We start from the raw sequence: 16,678 nt of genomic DNA on the forward strand, positions 1-16,678 counted from the left end.
GTGGGTACAAGTTTATATTTCATGCCAAAACCGAACCTTTCAATGATAACAAAATGAAAAAATTAGAGCTTAAAGCTAGTGCGCTCAATACACGCTATTTTACTAAGAACATGCTCTATAGTGTCTTTTTGAAAGCTACGTCTAGGTCATTCTATGTACCTTTATTTATTGCCATTATAATCTGTAGCTTGATTTCTATAATTTTAGTCGGCACACTCTCTTTAATTGGTTTTATTATCGCGTTAATTATATTTGCAATTGTAATTAAGCTAGTGTTCAATGCTAACAAGCCAATGAGTATAGAGGACTTTTCCAGTTACTATAAACGCTGGGTAGATGCTGGTAGAAATAATAATTATTTAATTAACAAGCCTAAACTTAAAAATCCTCCTGCAAAGTATCAAGAGAATGATATATTTAACTATGGTGCTGAACGAATAATTGTCGTTGACGATCCTTTATTTGTAGATTGTTTAATATTAAATGACGAACATATGCGGTCAAAAGCGCTCATCGTATCAAAAGATGGCTATCCACTCTACCTAAAAAGTCAGTTTAAAATACTGCTCGAACAAGCAGATAATATACCAGTCCTTTTATTACATGCGACCAAACTAAATAAAGTTAAGATGGTTCTGGCTATTGAAAAAAGTTTCAATGTTAAGCTAAACACCAAGCAAGTATACGACATCGGTTATTATGAAGAGCAAATAAAACAAGCAAAACCACTCCACAAACGCATGAGAATCACTAAGTGTGCGGTAGATATGCTACCCTACCCCTTATCAACACAGTTGATGAGCAAAGACAAATCACAATTACAAGATTTATTGGTACTGGGCGCTGCAACCGCTGCTTCTACCTACGTATCTTTTGCTTTAGCAGATGACTTTGGGTAAACAATAATAATATGACAGGACTCGTCGGCTATTTTGGTTACCAACCGTGTGAAATCATTCAACAAATGGTAAGTCAACTAGAACACCGTTTTGCTAATAGTCCACAACAAGTATCAATCGGCGAATTAACTGCGACTATAGCAACAGCACCTGAACAGGCTAACTATAACTACCATGCCGGTGTATGGCGAAAGGATCATGTAACGCTAATGATCAATGGTTTTTTTACGGGTGAATCATACAGTACCAAACCACAAGAAATCATAGTTAATTATAGTCAAAGCGGGATCAATGAACTTTGTAGGCTTGAAGGTGCATTCATTATTGTTTTGTATGATAAAGAATCCAACACTGGTTATTTAATACGAGATGGCTCTGGACAAAAAACACTTTATTTTAGCCAGCTTGAACAAAACCTATTCTTTGCCGTTGAACCTAAAGCAATCCATCAGTTACCTCTATTTACTCGAGAGATTAATAATGCGGCTCTTGCACAATATTTAAGTTTTAGCTTTGTACCAGGCTATAATACTATGCTTAATGGGTTATATGAACTACCTGCTGGTCACTATCTTATCTGGAAGGATAATAAATATACGTTAAAGCGCTACTTTTTTTTCGAGCAGGAGTCAGTTAAAACTTTTTATCAGACTCAGGATAGGAACAAGTCAGCACGACATTTCAAACAATTGCTATCAGCCGCTATCATTGACAGGTTGCCAACAACTAATGAATTAGGTGTTTTTTTATCTGGTGGCTTAGACTCCAGCGTTGTTACTGCTGAATTAGCACAACTAAAAACGAAAAAAATAAATACTTTTTCAATCCATTTTGGCAAAAAGTATCCCAATGAACTTGATTATGCACTTTCGGTTGCAAAAAAACATAATACCCAGCATCATGAAGTATATATAAAACCTAAAAATTTTTTACAACGATTAAGTGATATAATCTGGTTGTTAGACGACCCCATCGGAGATCCAATAACTGTACCAAATTTTGAGCTAGCTCAGTATGCAAGTAACTATAGTCAGTGGATTTTTAATGGCGAAGGAGGCGATCCATGTTTTGGCGGTCCCAAAAATTATGGCATGTTACTAAGCCATTGGTATGGTACTGACTTTGCAGGTACAACCAAACAAACACGAGAAATAAATTATCTAAAATCTTTTCAGCGTGCATATGATGAACTGGATAAGCTTTTAACTCCAGATGTAAAAAAATATTACTCTCATGATACTGATTTAATAGGTGTTCTATCACCATTTTTTACAACCCAAATACCTGATACTTTACTTAACAAACTAATGGCAATGAATATTCGTCTCAAGGGTGCTCACTTAATTTTACCTAAAGTAGAAAGAATGCTACAAGCTCATAAGCTAAATGCCCTTTCTCCCCTTTTTGATGAACGCATAGTGCGCTTTAGCTTCAAACTGCCTGGCACTCACAAAATCAATTTTGGTGATGAAAAGCTAGTTATTAAACATGCCTATCAGGCTCTGCTACCCGCTTCTATTATTAAAAGGCCTAAAAGTGGAATGCGAGTACCTGTCCAGTTTTGGTGCCAAGGTGAAATGAAACGCTTTATAAAGCATATCTTCTCCAAAAAAGAAGTCTCGCAAGTGGGTATCTTCGATTATGAAAGACTTAAACAGCTAATAGACTACAATACAGGTGAACATAATGGTCGATTTGGCATTAAACTTTGGATGCTATTAACTTTTGAGATATGGCGGCGGCTAGTCATAGAAAAGCAAGCTATTTAAAATAAATTTTTTTTATTAAGTGTACTCGTCAAATAAACCTTATAAAATCAAGGATAGAAAAATTGCATATTGAAGATGTAATAATTTGGTACAATTATTTTGGGTTATTATTTGAAGATAATCTAAGCAATTATCCAACGCGATTATTTGGCTATAAAACGGGTGAACTTAGCGAGCCAGCCATAATGCAAATTGATAACGTTGGAGCTTGTTTTGGATATGTATACTCAGGCCAACTGTCTGTACAAGATAGCCTAGTCAATTGGAATGTACAAAAAGAACAATGGTTTCATGTACCTACTGGCTGTAATTTAAAAATATATCCCTTAACTACCGTTGTTATCTGCCAGCGCCTTTATTATCAGGGTATGCACTTAATGGGAGGCCCTATAGAAAAAACAGGACGACTCCGTTATATCGATGGTTGTACTGACTCATTACTTTGTTGTCCACCATTAAAAGGAGACCCTTGTTTAAACCTTCTACATTTTCCTTCTCACACGAAACAAACGCCGCATACTCACCCAAGCATACGGGCAGGAATTATTGCAAGGGGAAATGGTTTATGCTGTACCAAGGGAGATACCATTGAGCTTGAGGAAGGCATGGTATTCATGATTGCTGCAAACTCAGTGCATCACTTTCAGACTCACGAGCACAGTATGGACGTCATTGCCTATCACCCTGATAGTGATTGGGGTCCAACCCATGAGGAGCATCCCATGATTAATAGAACTTGGGTCAGCGGTCACAAGATATTGAGTTAACCTGAAAAAAAATCTATCTCCATCTGCAGGGGAAACCAAAAGACGGAGATAGGCCACAATTACGAGCAAGGAAATTGAGAACACTCAATAAATCGATACCAACGTACTATTAATAACTTTACCAATTACTTTGCACACTAGTATGCTCTATGTATTAGGACCCAGTGTCAGTAAAGAAGCACTTGTAATACTTAAAGACAACAACGTTGACTTACAAAGTAGTTATACGTTTAACATCACTTATGTCTGTCTTAGTAATCACTATAAGTAAATATACACCGTATTTAAAGTATTGTTTTGTCGCAAGTTGTCGCTACTTTTTTCATAATATAATTAAGCAGTTTTGTATCAGATATACTTCATTTGTTATAATTTCATCATTCTAATAAATATTTTTATATCCAATGACAACCACTTCAACTTTTTAATTACAAACAAACATAATAAACATCCATACATTATTAAAATCTCTGTTAGAGATAATACAATTAAAGTAACAGATGTTAATATTTTTTGTCGCGACAGTTATTGTGGAGCGAATGATATGATTGGTATCAACAGTTTTTTAATCAATATAGGAAGACCACGACTCGGACTGATCGAAAACTTTAATTTCTAAATAACATCAAAAGCCATCTCATTTTTGAGATGGCTCTCACTATAGTTTTATTTTGGATTGGATTTTTTTACAAACTTTGTAAGAATCACAATTTGTTGTCCATTCACACGACCCTCAATATGTTCGGGGTTATCAGCGACCAACGATATTCCTCGTACAACCGTTCCACGCTTTGCAGTAAAGCTTGCACCTTTAACATTTAAGTCCTTGACTAAGGTTACGTTATCTCCAGCTTCTAGTACTGCCCCATTACTATCTATATGTTTCACTCCATCATCAGAGGGTGTCCCCTCACTTGTTTGTTTTGCCCATTCGAGGGTTTCATCATCCAGATACAACATATCTAATAAGTCTTGTGGCCAACCTTCACTCCTCAAACGAGTCAACATTCGCCATGCCACTACCTGAACTGCTGGTACTTGGCTCCACATACTTTCATTAAGGCAGTGCCAATGATGAACATTTACTGTTTCAGGGTTTTCCAACTGCATCCTACATGTATTGCAGGCTAGTATGGTGTCCTCAGGGCTACATGTGGAGTTAGGCGGAACCTCGTAAATAGCTAGATCTTCAGATATACCACAAAGTTCACATTTAGATTCACTACGTGCATATAATGCTTGTTCTGTATTCATGGATAGCTCAATCTTCATACAATATATAACACTAGTATAACGCGAATGACTTTTGTATGGGATCATAATATCACTATAAGCACTTAACTATTTTTCAAGTGAGCACTCTTTTTGAACAGCCTCGAGTAAAATTTAATACTACGTCATCAAATTGTAATGCAAATTGCATCGTTGAAAATGAAATGTATTTTAAAAAAACCAACAAAAAAGCATTATTATGAGACTAATTTTCCACCAAAAGACCTTTAGTAAAGAATATTTTCAAAACTAATACAGATATTATTCAGTATAAAATATTGAAACATGCACGTAAGGATTTTTTATTAGCATGCGCATTCCATGCGCACAAAAATATTAACTATAATATACTTTAATTAATATTATGGATATTAAACGGGATATCTAAATAGCTTGTCAGCAATTTTATTTCTACCATAACTTAAAAAAAAATATTCATATAAACGATCGTACCTGCATTTTCTTACTAGAAAGGTCATTGGCAGAGAGAACTTTACTGCTTACAGGTACATTCGCACTTTGAAATCAGCTTACTTCGATGCCCCTTTAAAAACATCCGAGAAATGAATATCAAAGACAACAGTGGTATACATATAATGAATGAATATGTCGAGAACAAATAAATATCAAGGGCTATCAACGCAATAAGACAATAAAAAGCAAGCATGACTAGAATGCCCTCAAAGAAACGGGTCTCCATTATTTACCTTTAGTATATGATGCTAAATTTTGCGCATTTTACACACAGCATCACAACTATCAAGTGACATTCGTCACTTTATTTGTTTTTGTAAGATTTCAGTTAGACCAAAACAAAACCAGCGTACAGGCAAATTTAAATTATTAGCATCTTCAAAGTTATTATACCTAAAATGAAGGACTTTTAGGGGCGGCCGTCAAGCGAGAAGCCCCAGGATCTTATATTAATAAGTGACTGGGGTGAAGTACGAGGACAACAAACCATAAAAATGATTCGTTAAAGGTATATTAATGAAAAGCATTCTCAGGAGATATTATTAAATGATTAAACAGAATTATTTATTTACTCCCCATTAAAAACTAAACCGAAAGGATAATAAGCCTAGCTATCAATTGATGCAACCTAAGCGCTTGCAAATTAAGCGTTTAGGTTGGATTGGCAGATAAAAAACTGCATAAATACTTCATTCGCAACATCCCTGTTGCTAAAGAGTTCTCCCAGGAGCACGCTATGCATGCTTTGTAACTACATTAGGTTAAGTGCTTTGAACAGTATGCATAGCAATAGGCATAAATAGATCTACAATTACATCGATTGAGAAGGACTCAGCGTCAAACTCACATTCCCTACAGTATCACTATTGTCATGTGTTTGAACTTCAACAATTTCTAATGTCAATTTACTATTACTTGACAAACTACGTTTAGCACGACGTGAAGTGGAACTACCATTTTGACGTTCAAATTCTGCAATTTCTTCTGCTGTTAGTGGTTCGTCTGGACCAGCATCAATATTATATTGGCTGCCATCCACTGTCATGAATTTACCGCTTAATGTGGAGCCATAACGCTTTTTCGTTACTTGACCTAAGACCCAGCTTACAGAGTTTTTACCATATTTATTCATCATCCAAGGCCAGTCCCATGGACCATATCCTTTAATATCATGGTGCAGGTACTGATCAAGAATATCCTCAGGACCGCTCAGATTTCGTCTATTACCAAATGTGTAGTCAAATTGTGGACGGTTATCTGGATGGTTTGCCTTAGCATTTCCACTCCAGCGCAAAAAATTTGAAAACTGGATATTATAATTCATATACATTTTTGATGTATAAGGAATATCAGCTTTTTGTTCGAATAATGTTAGATATATTGTTCGCTTTGACTTTGGTGGAAGTGAAGCCCTGTATTGAGCGACTTGTGTGGTTGTTTGTTCTTTCCCATTTGTTTCATTCCAACCTTGAGTAGCACTAAATTCAGCATTGATTTTTACATTTGCACCTAATATAGGTAGCCCTGCTTTAAACTCTTTTTCAATACCGATTTTTTCTGTAAAAGAATAATTATCTTGTTTTGACCAACTCGTTTTCTGATCATATTTCAGATCTGCAACAGCGGTATCTGTAGTACTTCCAAAGTTTCTAATAACAGCCACATAAGTTCTTAAAGGTTGCCGATCGTATACTTGAGGTGCTCCCAGCACCAGTGTACTTGGCAAAGTAATGAACTTAATATCTGAAATATTCATTTTCAATCGGCGGTCAGCCCAATACCCACTGGCATAGGGATCATTTCTATTATAACGCGCATTGATCGAGTAACTGTTTGAACTATTATATTCTACTTCCATGTCTTCACCGACATACTGTGATGCAGTCCCCCCACACCAACCATAACCTAAATAATCGGCTAAGTAGGCTAATGGCTTATGGAATTCAGAATCATTTAAAATAGACCATTTCAAGCTTTCACTATCTTGCATAGCATAAAGTTTATCTTGATAAGAAGGAATATCATCTTTTACTGTTCCATATACAGCAGAAGATGCTATTGCCGCACTTACTAAAAACACTAATGGAACAGAGTTAGTTTTATATGGAGTCTGCATTATTACGTCCTTATCTTTACTCAATGGTTAATTATTGATTATTGGACGACTTCATTATGCTTTTTATTGTTTTTAAATTTAAATATAGCTTAAGGAAAACCTGTTTTTCCACTTTAGAAACGATCACATTATTTAAATTTCATTTATTTATTTTCACAAAACATTACTATTCATATTCATAATGAGTAACTTTTAGAGGAGCTACGAAGTTACAAGTTCTGAATGATTATCAACAATAAAATTAATGAGCTTCTTTGCTTGAGGTGAAACAAATTCTCTATTTGGATAGATGATATTTAACGCTTTCGAGGTCAACTTTAAATTAGGTAGTAACTGTACTAACTCTCTTCTCAGTAAAGCTTCTTTTGCTTGATAATAAGGTATTATCGTCATTGCTTTCTTTGTATGAACTGCCTTCAAAACATTGTGTGAACTGCTGATTTGCATAGCCACCTGACTCTCGTTTAGTTTCATGTCTAGGAAACGCTCCAAACAGTTTCGTCGGCAGTTATTATGCAGTATTACAGGTATCTTTTTTATATACTCTTTATCAGTCAAGCGATTGATATCGACACAGTCAATAGGTGCAACTAAAACAACAGATAAATTTCCTAAACACCTTGCTACTACATCTTGTTCTGGTATATCACCTATTCTCAGAACAACATCATAGCCATTTTTGAAAATAGATTCTTTCTGGTCGCTCATATGAATATCCAGCATAATGTCTGGATACATTGTGCAAAACGTCAAAAGGAGAGGAAAAAGAACTATATCACCGTATATTCTTGGAATACATAAACGTACCATACCTTTGGACTGGTTCTCAGCAGCAACATTAAGCAACTTCTGATAGCTATTCAAAAGCTCTGATGCTTGCCTATAAACCTCAGCACCACGATTAGATAACGAAACACTGTTCCCTTTTCTTACCAATAACTGACAACCAAGCATAGATTCTAAATTATGAACCCATTTACTCACTGTGCCATTCGCGACCTCTAACTCATCTGCTGCTAAAGAAAAACTACTAGCTTCTACAACATGAATAAAGGCTTGCAACTGCTTTAGTGTATCCATATTAAGGATGCCCGATATAAAGTGGGCCTGTGATTAGTCATATAATGACGAATCTATACCTTTTACGAGTCATTTTTAGGGTCGTATTGGGTACATGATATAGTTGTTAAGCAATCATTAAAACCAAACTCTTTAGTGTCCACAATACACTTTAAAATATTTTTTTCAAGTTAGCTGTTTATTACCGTAATTTACTAACTTTTCTGTATAAAATTTGTTAACAATTAGTCATAGACTTATATATTTAACGACACTAGCTTTTAATATTTATCTATATACCCTTCACGAATGATTTCTAGGTTTTGTTATCTTCACTCCAATCACCTATTAATATAGGCTCATGGGGCTTCGTCACTCGATGGCCGCACCTAAAAACCATTCGTATTGGGTATACATACATAAAATAATGAATTGTATATATAACTAAATTAGCAATTCCACACAGCATCACTCAAAATACAACCATGCAATAAAAGAGAATCTTTTTCCTTTTGATAGTCCCACAGTGTACATAACATTTTTGCTAACTAATTCAGTTATGAAACACTGACCTTAAGAAACACCAACCTTAAGAAACAAAGTTACTTTACAAAAAATAAAAATCTAAAAAAACGAAGCACCCACTTTATGCGACCTACACTAATATATACTGTCAATAACAACATAATTTAATTCTTATGTGGATTATGCGATGACACTTTATAATTGTAATAATACTGTCTTATGAAGCCCTTTATTTTTTGTGCTCTTCTACTCATAAATTTTGCATACGCAAATAGCAATCCCGTAAATATTGGTTATGTACTTCATGGACCACCTTTTCATATTGCAGAAAAAGGAAAACTGATAGGAGGAATTGTTTATGACGTTTCCATGGGCATTGCAAAAAAAGCAGGTTTAATAGCCATGCTTACTGAGCTGCCGACCAAACGTACAGACGAAATGTTAATTAAAGGAAGCATTCAAATGCTGTGCTTTCATAACCCTAAATGGTCCTATACCCCGGAGAAACTTATCTGGGGACCAGAAATATTAAAACGTAAAGAGTTTTTTATTATTTCAAATCAGACATCTGACTTGAAAAGTCATGATGAACTTAAGAATAAGCTTATAGGTACTCACTTGGGATACCATTATAGTCAATTGCTCACAAAGCTCTTCAAAGAAGGCATTGCCAGTAGAGTTAATAAGTTAAAAACGACAAGCTTATACAAATTACTTCAGATGCAGCGAGTATATGCCATTGTTGACAATGAATACTCTTTTTATTACCGCACTCAAACTGGCGATGCCAAAGGCTTGAAACTCTCATCACTTGTCGATAAAGAATATTCTTTACACTGTGCACTCAGCAAGCATAACATTTCACTGACAAACCTATTACTCGAAGCAACCCATGCCATGATAGAAGATGGCGCTTTTGTTGGATTAACACACAAATATACCCAAAAAGAATAAAAATATTATAATTATAACGGATAGCTATTATACTTTTCCAGTGAATCCAATTCATGCAAGCAAATATAGACTAAAGAAAATCCAAATAATCCATTTATAAGTAGTGGCCATTACTGCACTATTCGTGTTTAGCTAGATTCTATACCCAATACGAATGGTTTTTAGGTGCATCCATCGAGTGACGAAGTCCCATGAGCCTATATTAATAGGTAATTGGGATGAGGAGTGAAGATAACAAAACCTAGAAATCATTCGTATTGGGTATATAGTCAAAATGAAGGTTTTTTAGTGGTATTAGGGCCTGTTAAGCGCACAGCTTAAGCAGTTCTAGGTGGGCAGAGTTTCACATTTATATACATCAAGTTTCATACTAGCTTGTAGAACAGTTAAAATAATGACATTCCATATGACTTCTATCATGTTTAAGGCGCTTTCTTAGCTAAAATGCTATCGTTATTTCGTACACAACAAGTTGATTCTCATGACTGTTCATCACATGTCGAAATATCTTCATTTCCTGACTCTTACTCAAGTCTAAGGTGTGATAAAGGTCACTCTTATATGACATTTTTTATAAAGTCACTCATCATCAGTCTTATTGCATTAAATGTTAGCTCAGCACAAGCAAACCAAAATCAATTAATCGCTCACTCAAAAAAAATGCAACTTCGAATTTATGCTCTTGCAAAAGAAAATGCAGTATGGTGTGGTGAGCAAGTGAATATACTGCTACAAGCTGAGTCCCCTCATAGCTTTTCAGATACCACAAAAGTTCAGCAGCTATCACAGCGCTTAGGTATCCTGTTAAATACTAAAAAAGAAGAAAATGATCCTACTTTCTGTCCGGCAGTGAATATTGTCGTAATTACCGCCAAAAACCAAAAAGGCGAGACAGCTTTTATTGGGCAAGCCTCTCGAAATAATAATTGGCAACTTGAGAAAAATATACAACCGACTCAACAAGACCCATTATCACTGGAAGTGGCAGACGAAATCTCAAGCCAGGAGACTAATCAAAATGGTAACTCGTGGAACCCGCCAAAGCACCAAGCAGAGTTATCCTACTATGGTGTAAAAGACTACGAAATAACTACCAAAGATCAACGTTGTAAAATTCGCCTACCGCAATTATCACTAGGGAAAGATCCAAGGTTACTTTATATTGAGTACACTGGTTTAAACTGTGACAGCAGACGCTTTGTTTATGGACTAGGAAAAGTAACAGCTCATCAAACTGACGGCTATATATTAAAACAGCTAAATGGTAAATTTGCGCATGGATTTCCAATTGACCCTCAGCTAAATCTTGCCCACTCTATATTCTTACACCGCTTTCAGCTTCAACAGCAGCAATTTCTCTCCTTTTACTTAGGTCATGATGCCAAGCTAGATGTTCATTTTATTGGTTTACTCACCATGAATAATGGCGTATGGCACTTTAATAAACGCCAAGTTATTGCTATAACAAGCTCATCAACTCAAAAAAACTCTATTCAACACCAAGAACTCTTTAGTGCAACCGAAAGCTTATTACGCAAAATAACAAGTAATGTCACCCCATTTGACCTATTAGTTGTAAATAAACTTACTTTTCCACTTGAAAATAATGAACATATTTTATTTCAAGTAACCGCCACACGTGATAACGGTAAGTGGCTTGAAAAAAACTACTCAGAGGGGCTGGCTTCATCTGAAAGTACTGAGCGACCAGTTCAACCAAAACCTCCTGAAGGAGCAGTTTCTGCGTTAATTCGTCAAGATACCCAAATGTTGCGTAATGCTGACTTTGCTACTAGGCTCACTTATCTGTTCCCTAAAGCTGAACGGCTAGGCAATCCCCTAACAGCTGCAGCAACCTCCTTATTAGAGAAAAAACCTATTCCTGTCTTTAATTTAATTCATATTGACAGCATTGACTCTAAAAAAGCAACCACTAACTGGCCCTATTTAATGCACATCACTAATCACCCGAAACTAACTAAACCTGGCTGGTATTTAGTTTGGGCACAAGTTACTGGCAATACAAAACTAAAAGCCAATAATAAATTTATAATACCGCAATTAGAGATCAAAAGAGTAGAAAAATGTAAGCAAAAAAAATGTGCTGAATTTAACGACATAACTCAGCTTGTTTTAAAGCGCTATAACATTGAAACTTGGCAGTAAAGCTTAAGGAGCTGTAATGAATCGCTTGGTAAAATTTACAGTTGTTACTGTTACAGTATTAAGCTTTATTTTAGGTGGCTGGTTCTATCTTCAAGTCAGTGCTGAAAAACGCTTAATGGCTCAGCTTGAAAAGCTTCAACTGCTTGATGACTTTAAATATGATCACGTTTTTTATAACCCACTCACGCAAACAATGACTCTTTTTAGCCCAACAATTTCTTATGAGGTTAAGGGCAAACCTCTTACTATTCGTGTTGATTCAGTTTCTACAACCCTCGCAACGATCCAAGAACCTGAGGACTGGTATGTAGGAACACTCGTAATTGAAGGCTACAATGTTGATTTGATTAATCATTTGAACCTCTTATTCCCAACAGATCATCCTGCCCGTGACACCATAACAACACTTATTGCAATTGGCTACCAACACCACCCAGCATCCTTAGCAGTCGACTGGGAATATACACCCGAACTTGATAGTGTCGACATTCATTCCCAGCTCAAAATAGATTCTGTTGGTTTATTAGTCTCAGATATAACTTTAGATAGGCTTCGGCTTGCTCGAAAAGAACTTCAACAAATTGGAATATCAATATTATCTGGAAACTCCAAACTATCTTATGATTTAAGTAATCAGCAACTAGGCAGTTTAAGAGTTCAACAGCTTGATTTACAGTTTGAGGACAGTGGTTTGCTATCACGTATTAAGGAGTGGCATAAGCTAACCTTACCTTTAAGTCCTGATACTGAACCTACATCGCTGATCAACCAAGTTCAAAATAACTATTGGTTACAAGACTTACAAAATCAAGGGCTTTCGAAAGCAGTTGCACAAGAATGGATAGATTCATTTAGTAATTTTGTTGAAACAACAGGTATCTTAAAGATAAAGACACAAATTGAAAGGCCGGTAAGCTTAAGGACGCTGAGTAAGCAGCATTCATGGCAAAATATTACCACAATGCTTAATCTTTCGATTGAGTCATAAAAAGCAATATAGTCTATTAAATTGCTTTAAATTAAAGCTGGAATCTAATTATTCGCAACGGTTAAACCGTGTAGTTTATATGGGGCAGAATAATAGTTTAATCAGTTTAATGCATTCAAACTGGTTAAACCTAGCATATAAAGAATTTATATCTCTAAAGCCCCATTAAGCATTTAGCTAACTTACGTCATGTTAGCCTTATAAATAGTTTGTCAAAAACAACCCACAGGTGCCAAAAGCAATGCCAATTTATAATGCATTGCTATCACTTTCTGAGGCACTTAACATTCGCTTTTTCTTTACTATTATTTTTGGTTGAGAGATATTTCTTTCAACATTGTCATGACTGTAATCAGATTTATCATAATAGTTATTATAATTTGACTGCTGATGCAACATATAAGGATGGCGCACTGTTTGCTTTATGGGAGCAGAACTGTTACGAGGTGAATCTGTTTGTTTATGTTTGTAAGACTTAACTCGACGGAAATAATCTTTAATATCCTTTTCGATTTCTTCTTTTCCCTCATAAATTTCCAATCGCTTTACAGGGACTTCATCTGGAGCAAAAATTTTTGTTTTTACATGAACCTTATTTTTATAGTATTCGGGTTCAAACTCAATCCTTATATCATCGCCAATACAAATGGCATGGCCTTTTTTAATTGTCAACTTTAACATGAAATGACTCTCATACTGCCTGCGAATAGTCCATTAAAATGATGTACTAACCAAGTTAGTTATTGGTTATAAAGTAAATTCTCTATCCCCTAGTAGATATACAAAATATCTACTTCTGCATAGACTCAGCTTATCATTTGTGAGTTAATGCAATGTCTTCTTGACAACTCTCTCTTAATTTTTCAACCATAGATTATTCGTTAATGCCCAAACCATGGCTAAGCATTAGCTGAGTAAAGCACTACTCTTATGGTGTTTACCATTCAGCCCCTGCGTATTATGGAAGTTAGGCTTTAACCCCCTCTTCAATCTATCCTTTATCAGCTAGCACTTTTTAAACTGCGTCAGAGTAACGCTAAAGTGAACTAAATAAGCTGCAAGACTACCTTAAAACGGACTATCTGAGAGGCAACACTTCACAGTTTGGCTATTTGTTATAAGGAAATATGAACTCAATTAGCATTGTTTTGAATAAAGCAGTGTTCACAAATATAAACACAAAAAAATAGTTTGAAACTCATCACAAAACGACATCCATAGAGAAAGTTCATATGCGTAAATGAGGATAGATCCATCATTTTCAGCCCCTCACTCAGGATCTGGTAATGTGACCAATTGCTTTTTTAGTAGAGCAATGCAGGAGCTATTGCCGAGGAGTATTTAACTGCCACCACAGTCACTTATTTGTATAAGCTCTGGTGGCTTCAGCACTTGACGGCCCAGCTAGCACTTTTAAACAACTATGGTTACTATCGCTAGCTCCAACAGACGAGACCAGATCAGACTAGCCCCGCTAAAAATCATTCGCGAAGAGTATATAAAAGCTGTTACCAAGAAAACCTATTGGAAAATGTTAACCTATTGACTCTTACTCTCTTCCTTATCTTTATCAATGCTTTTTTCAATTGTCGCTAAAATATGCTGAAGACGCTTCACATCACCACCTATTAATGCAATAACTAACTTTTCTTTTGGCCGATCTGCTCGTGTCACATACACATTAATTTCATTCAGTTGACTATCCATATCATATCGCCGTTGATAAGCATTGATATCTTCCTTTCTATAGATCACAGCATCCTTTAACCCCAAAGATTTTGTAAAAAATGCCAAACGGTATAAAAGCTTCTCATATTTATCACTTGGCTCTTTCTCAGGTTCTGTTTCTGTAAAAGCAATCTCATACTGCTTAATAGGATGATACTTGGGATCCTGCTTAATCTTTTCATCAGGTATCAATGAATGCTTAGTGCTATACGCACCGGCCTCCTCCTTAATCAGCAATAAAGTATAGTCTGAATACTTCACCTCAAGTTGCTGCCTCGATTTGTCATAGTCGCGCTTGATATAACCTTTGGGAATATCTAGAGAAAAAAGCTCCATATCAACTTTTTCTAAACCTTCATTTTTTTCTCCTGACCTTTTCCCACGCTCAGGCCAGTCCTGTGTTTTAACCTGCACATTACACCATTTATTTCCAGTGCAGGATTTCATGACCGGTGGAGGCTCTATTTCTTCAGCCATTGCATTAATAGCAGGAACATTTATAAACAAACTTACTGCAAGCAGTGTATATGTTGGGTATTTTACCATGAACTTTAAAGCCTGGATAAAGTGGGTAAATAGAGGGTAGTTACACAGTAACAGTCTATTGTAAAAGGCTGTTCCAATTACGGAGTTAGAATTTCTACCCAATGATGATTTAATATACTAAGGCCTATTTGTATTACGTGTTTTACAGAGACAACACAATAAAATACAAGTTTCAATATTTGCTAATAAGCACTATTTCAAAACAAATACTGATAAAAATTATTTTATTGTAAAAGGCAAATGTAGTGTATTAAACGCAGAGAGAAATGAGGATGCGGTTAGATGTACTTCTACATCTAACCTGGTGACAAAAATATTCAAAAGTGGAATTATTAGCCCTTTTGAAGCAGACTACGCAACTGGATCAGAGCAGCATTTGCACGAGAAATATAGGACGCCATCACCAACGAGTGGTTTGCTAAAAAGCCAAACCCACTACCATTAAGAATCACTGGACTCCAAATAACTTCTTGAGTCGCTTCCAGCTCACGAATAATCTGTCTTAGGCTAATGACAGCTTTTTTCTTTTCTAAAATATCTGCAAAGTCTGTTTCAATCGCACGCAAAAAGTGTATTAAAGCCCATGCCGTCCCTCTGGCTTCAAAAAAGACATTATCAATCTCAAGCCATGGTGTTTTAACTTCTAATAACTCTTTCTTATAAGTTGATTGCTTTGCCCCAGGTTCACCTTCTAAGTCAGTGTTAAGCCGGTCTTTGCCAACACTTGCACTTAACCGTTGGGATAAACTACCTAAACGAGTTTCAACATCAGCCAACCAATCTCGCAAGTTATCTGCACGAGCGTAAAATTGAGCATTTTGATCCTTTGGATCAGCTAACCGCTGAAGGTACTTATCAAGCTTTTTAAGACCTTTTTTATACTCCTTTTCAGAAGAAGGTAGCATAAAACTTCGGTGATCAAATGAAAATTGTGGCTCAGCAATCGCCAAGTCCTTGTCTTCAACCGATTGTGACTGTGACCGACTGAAAGATTTCCGCATTGCCCTGGATAGGTCACGAACTTGTACTAAAACCCCAAACTCCCAGCTTGGCATATTGTCCATCAAAACACTGGGTGGCATTACATCGTTTGACAAAAAGCCACCTGATTTATTTAAAAGCGTTTCTGTCACATGTTTAAGAGTGTAAGTTGTTACATAGCCGGTAACCACCTGATTACCTTCTTGTTTTGCATAGTCTTTTGCCACTGTATCAACATCAAATAAATCTGGCTCAGCGTTCCAGATAAAACCTAAAATAACAATGGGCAAGACTAGCACGACACCAACAATTCCGATGGCTTTTCCTAAACGTCCTTTTCCGATAATCCTGAACTTTTCACCCAACGTGAAAAGCACATCCTTTATGCTGTCAAGTACCATAATTTCTCTCTAATTTAGTAATCAATTTTCAGA

Annotated in this window: 12 protein-coding genes; 6 read left to right on the forward strand and 6 right to left on the reverse strand. The window is 35.9% G+C overall.

The window, feature by feature from the left end:
* Positions 1-53 precede the first annotated feature (53 nt).
* From KHS79_RS10745 to KHS79_RS10755, 3 genes are all read left to right on the forward strand, one after another.
* On the forward strand, positions 54-899 hold the full coding sequence (locus tag KHS79_RS10745; protein WP_212718819.1) for a hypothetical protein: 846 nt from the start codon (positions 54-56) through the stop codon (positions 897-899).
* A gap of 11 nt (positions 900-910) precedes the next feature.
* Complete coding sequence (locus KHS79_RS10750; protein WP_212718821.1) at positions 911-2,668, forward strand: asparagine synthetase B family protein; 1,758 nt, start codon at positions 911-913, stop codon at positions 2,666-2,668.
* Positions 2,669-2,730: 62 nt separating this feature from the next.
* Complete coding sequence (locus tag KHS79_RS10755) at positions 2,731-3,435, forward strand: cupin domain-containing protein (RefSeq protein WP_212718823.1); 705 nt, start codon at positions 2,731-2,733, stop codon at positions 3,433-3,435.
* A 666-nt stretch (positions 3,436-4,101) separates the two neighbouring features.
* Here the strand turns inward: KHS79_RS10755 and KHS79_RS10760 are convergent.
* The 3 genes from KHS79_RS10760 to KHS79_RS10770 all read right to left on the reverse strand — a co-directional run bounded on the left by KHS79_RS10760 (position 4,102) and on the right by KHS79_RS10770 (position 8,377).
* The gene (locus tag KHS79_RS10760; RefSeq protein ID WP_212718825.1) at positions 4,102-4,689 is read right to left on the reverse strand and encodes a PhnA domain-containing protein; all 588 of its coding nucleotides are present in this window, start codon (positions 4,687-4,689) and stop codon (positions 4,102-4,104) included.
* Positions 4,690-5,992: 1,303 nt separating this feature from the next.
* Positions 5,993-7,297, reverse strand: coding sequence for an aerolysin family beta-barrel pore-forming toxin (locus KHS79_RS10765; protein WP_212718827.1), 1,305 nt, complete (start codon positions 7,295-7,297; stop codon positions 5,993-5,995).
* 201 nt (positions 7,298-7,498) lie between these two features.
* Positions 7,499-8,377, reverse strand: coding sequence for a LysR family transcriptional regulator (locus KHS79_RS10770; protein WP_212718829.1), 879 nt, complete (start codon positions 8,375-8,377; stop codon positions 7,499-7,501).
* A 723-nt stretch (positions 8,378-9,100) separates the two neighbouring features.
* Here KHS79_RS10770 and KHS79_RS10775 point away from each other — a divergent pair.
* The 3 genes from KHS79_RS10775 (at position 9,101) to KHS79_RS10785 (ending at position 12,989) form a co-directional block, all read left to right on the forward strand.
* Positions 9,101-9,835, forward strand: coding sequence for a substrate-binding periplasmic protein (locus KHS79_RS10775; RefSeq protein ID WP_094786029.1), 735 nt, complete (start codon positions 9,101-9,103; stop codon positions 9,833-9,835).
* 561 nt (positions 9,836-10,396) lie between these two features.
* Complete coding sequence (locus tag KHS79_RS10780) at positions 10,397-12,001, forward strand: hypothetical protein (protein ID WP_094786028.1); 1,605 nt, start codon at positions 10,397-10,399, stop codon at positions 11,999-12,001.
* Between the two features lie 16 nt (positions 12,002-12,017).
* Positions 12,018-12,989 (forward strand): hypothetical protein, encoded by a 972-nt coding sequence (locus KHS79_RS10785; RefSeq protein ID WP_094786027.1) that lies wholly within the window; start codon positions 12,018-12,020, stop codon positions 12,987-12,989.
* A 249-nt stretch (positions 12,990-13,238) separates the two neighbouring features.
* Here KHS79_RS10785 and KHS79_RS10790 read toward each other — a convergent pair whose 3' ends face one another.
* The 3 genes from KHS79_RS10790 to KHS79_RS10800 all read right to left on the reverse strand — a co-directional run bounded on the left by KHS79_RS10790 (position 13,239) and on the right by KHS79_RS10800 (position 16,645).
* On the reverse strand, positions 13,239-13,670 hold the full coding sequence (locus KHS79_RS10790; RefSeq protein ID WP_094786026.1) for a carbon storage regulator: 432 nt from the start codon (positions 13,668-13,670) through the stop codon (positions 13,239-13,241).
* 858 nt (positions 13,671-14,528) lie between these two features.
* The gene (locus KHS79_RS10795; RefSeq protein WP_094786025.1) at positions 14,529-15,263 is read right to left on the reverse strand and encodes a hypothetical protein; all 735 of its coding nucleotides are present in this window, start codon (positions 15,261-15,263) and stop codon (positions 14,529-14,531) included.
* Between the two features lie 332 nt (positions 15,264-15,595).
* Complete coding sequence (locus tag KHS79_RS10800; protein ID WP_212718831.1) at positions 15,596-16,645, reverse strand: DUF2333 family protein; 1,050 nt, start codon at positions 16,643-16,645, stop codon at positions 15,596-15,598.
* Positions 16,646-16,678: the final 33 nt, after the last annotated feature.

The organism is Zooshikella ganghwensis (assembly GCF_018263875.1).
GTDB classification, from domain to species: Bacteria; Pseudomonadota; Gammaproteobacteria; order Pseudomonadales; family Zooshikellaceae; genus Zooshikella; species Zooshikella ganghwensis.

Bases quoted from the DNA above. Each gene is read 5' to 3' on its own strand.
- KHS79_RS10745 (WP_212718819.1), top strand. From the start codon at position 54: ATGAAAAAATTAGAGCTTAAAGCTAGTGCGCTCAATACACGCTATTTT.
- KHS79_RS10750 (WP_212718821.1), top strand. From the start codon at position 911: ATGACAGGACTCGTCGGCTATTTTGGTTACCAACCGTGTGAAATCATT.
- KHS79_RS10760 (WP_212718825.1), bottom strand. From the start codon at position 4,689: ATGAATACAGAACAAGCATTATATGCACGTAGTGAATCTAAATGTGAA.
- KHS79_RS10765 (WP_212718827.1), bottom strand. From the start codon at position 7,297: ATGCAGACTCCATATAAAACTAACTCTGTTCCATTAGTGTTTTTAGTA.
- KHS79_RS10770 (WP_212718829.1), bottom strand. From the start codon at position 8,377: ATGGATACACTAAAGCAGTTGCAAGCCTTTATTCATGTTGTAGAAGCT.
- KHS79_RS10775 (WP_094786029.1), top strand. From the start codon at position 9,101: ATGAAGCCCTTTATTTTTTGTGCTCTTCTACTCATAAATTTTGCATAC.
- KHS79_RS10780 (WP_094786028.1), top strand. From the start codon at position 10,397: ATGACATTTTTTATAAAGTCACTCATCATCAGTCTTATTGCATTAAAT.
- KHS79_RS10785 (WP_094786027.1), top strand. From the start codon at position 12,018: ATGAATCGCTTGGTAAAATTTACAGTTGTTACTGTTACAGTATTAAGC.
- KHS79_RS10790 (WP_094786026.1), bottom strand. From the start codon at position 13,670: ATGTTAAAGTTGACAATTAAAAAAGGCCATGCCATTTGTATTGGCGAT.
- KHS79_RS10795 (WP_094786025.1), bottom strand. From the start codon at position 15,263: ATGGTAAAATACCCAACATATACACTGCTTGCAGTAAGTTTGTTTATA.
- KHS79_RS10800 (WP_212718831.1), bottom strand. From the start codon at position 16,645: ATGGTACTTGACAGCATAAAGGATGTGCTTTTCACGTTGGGTGAAAAG.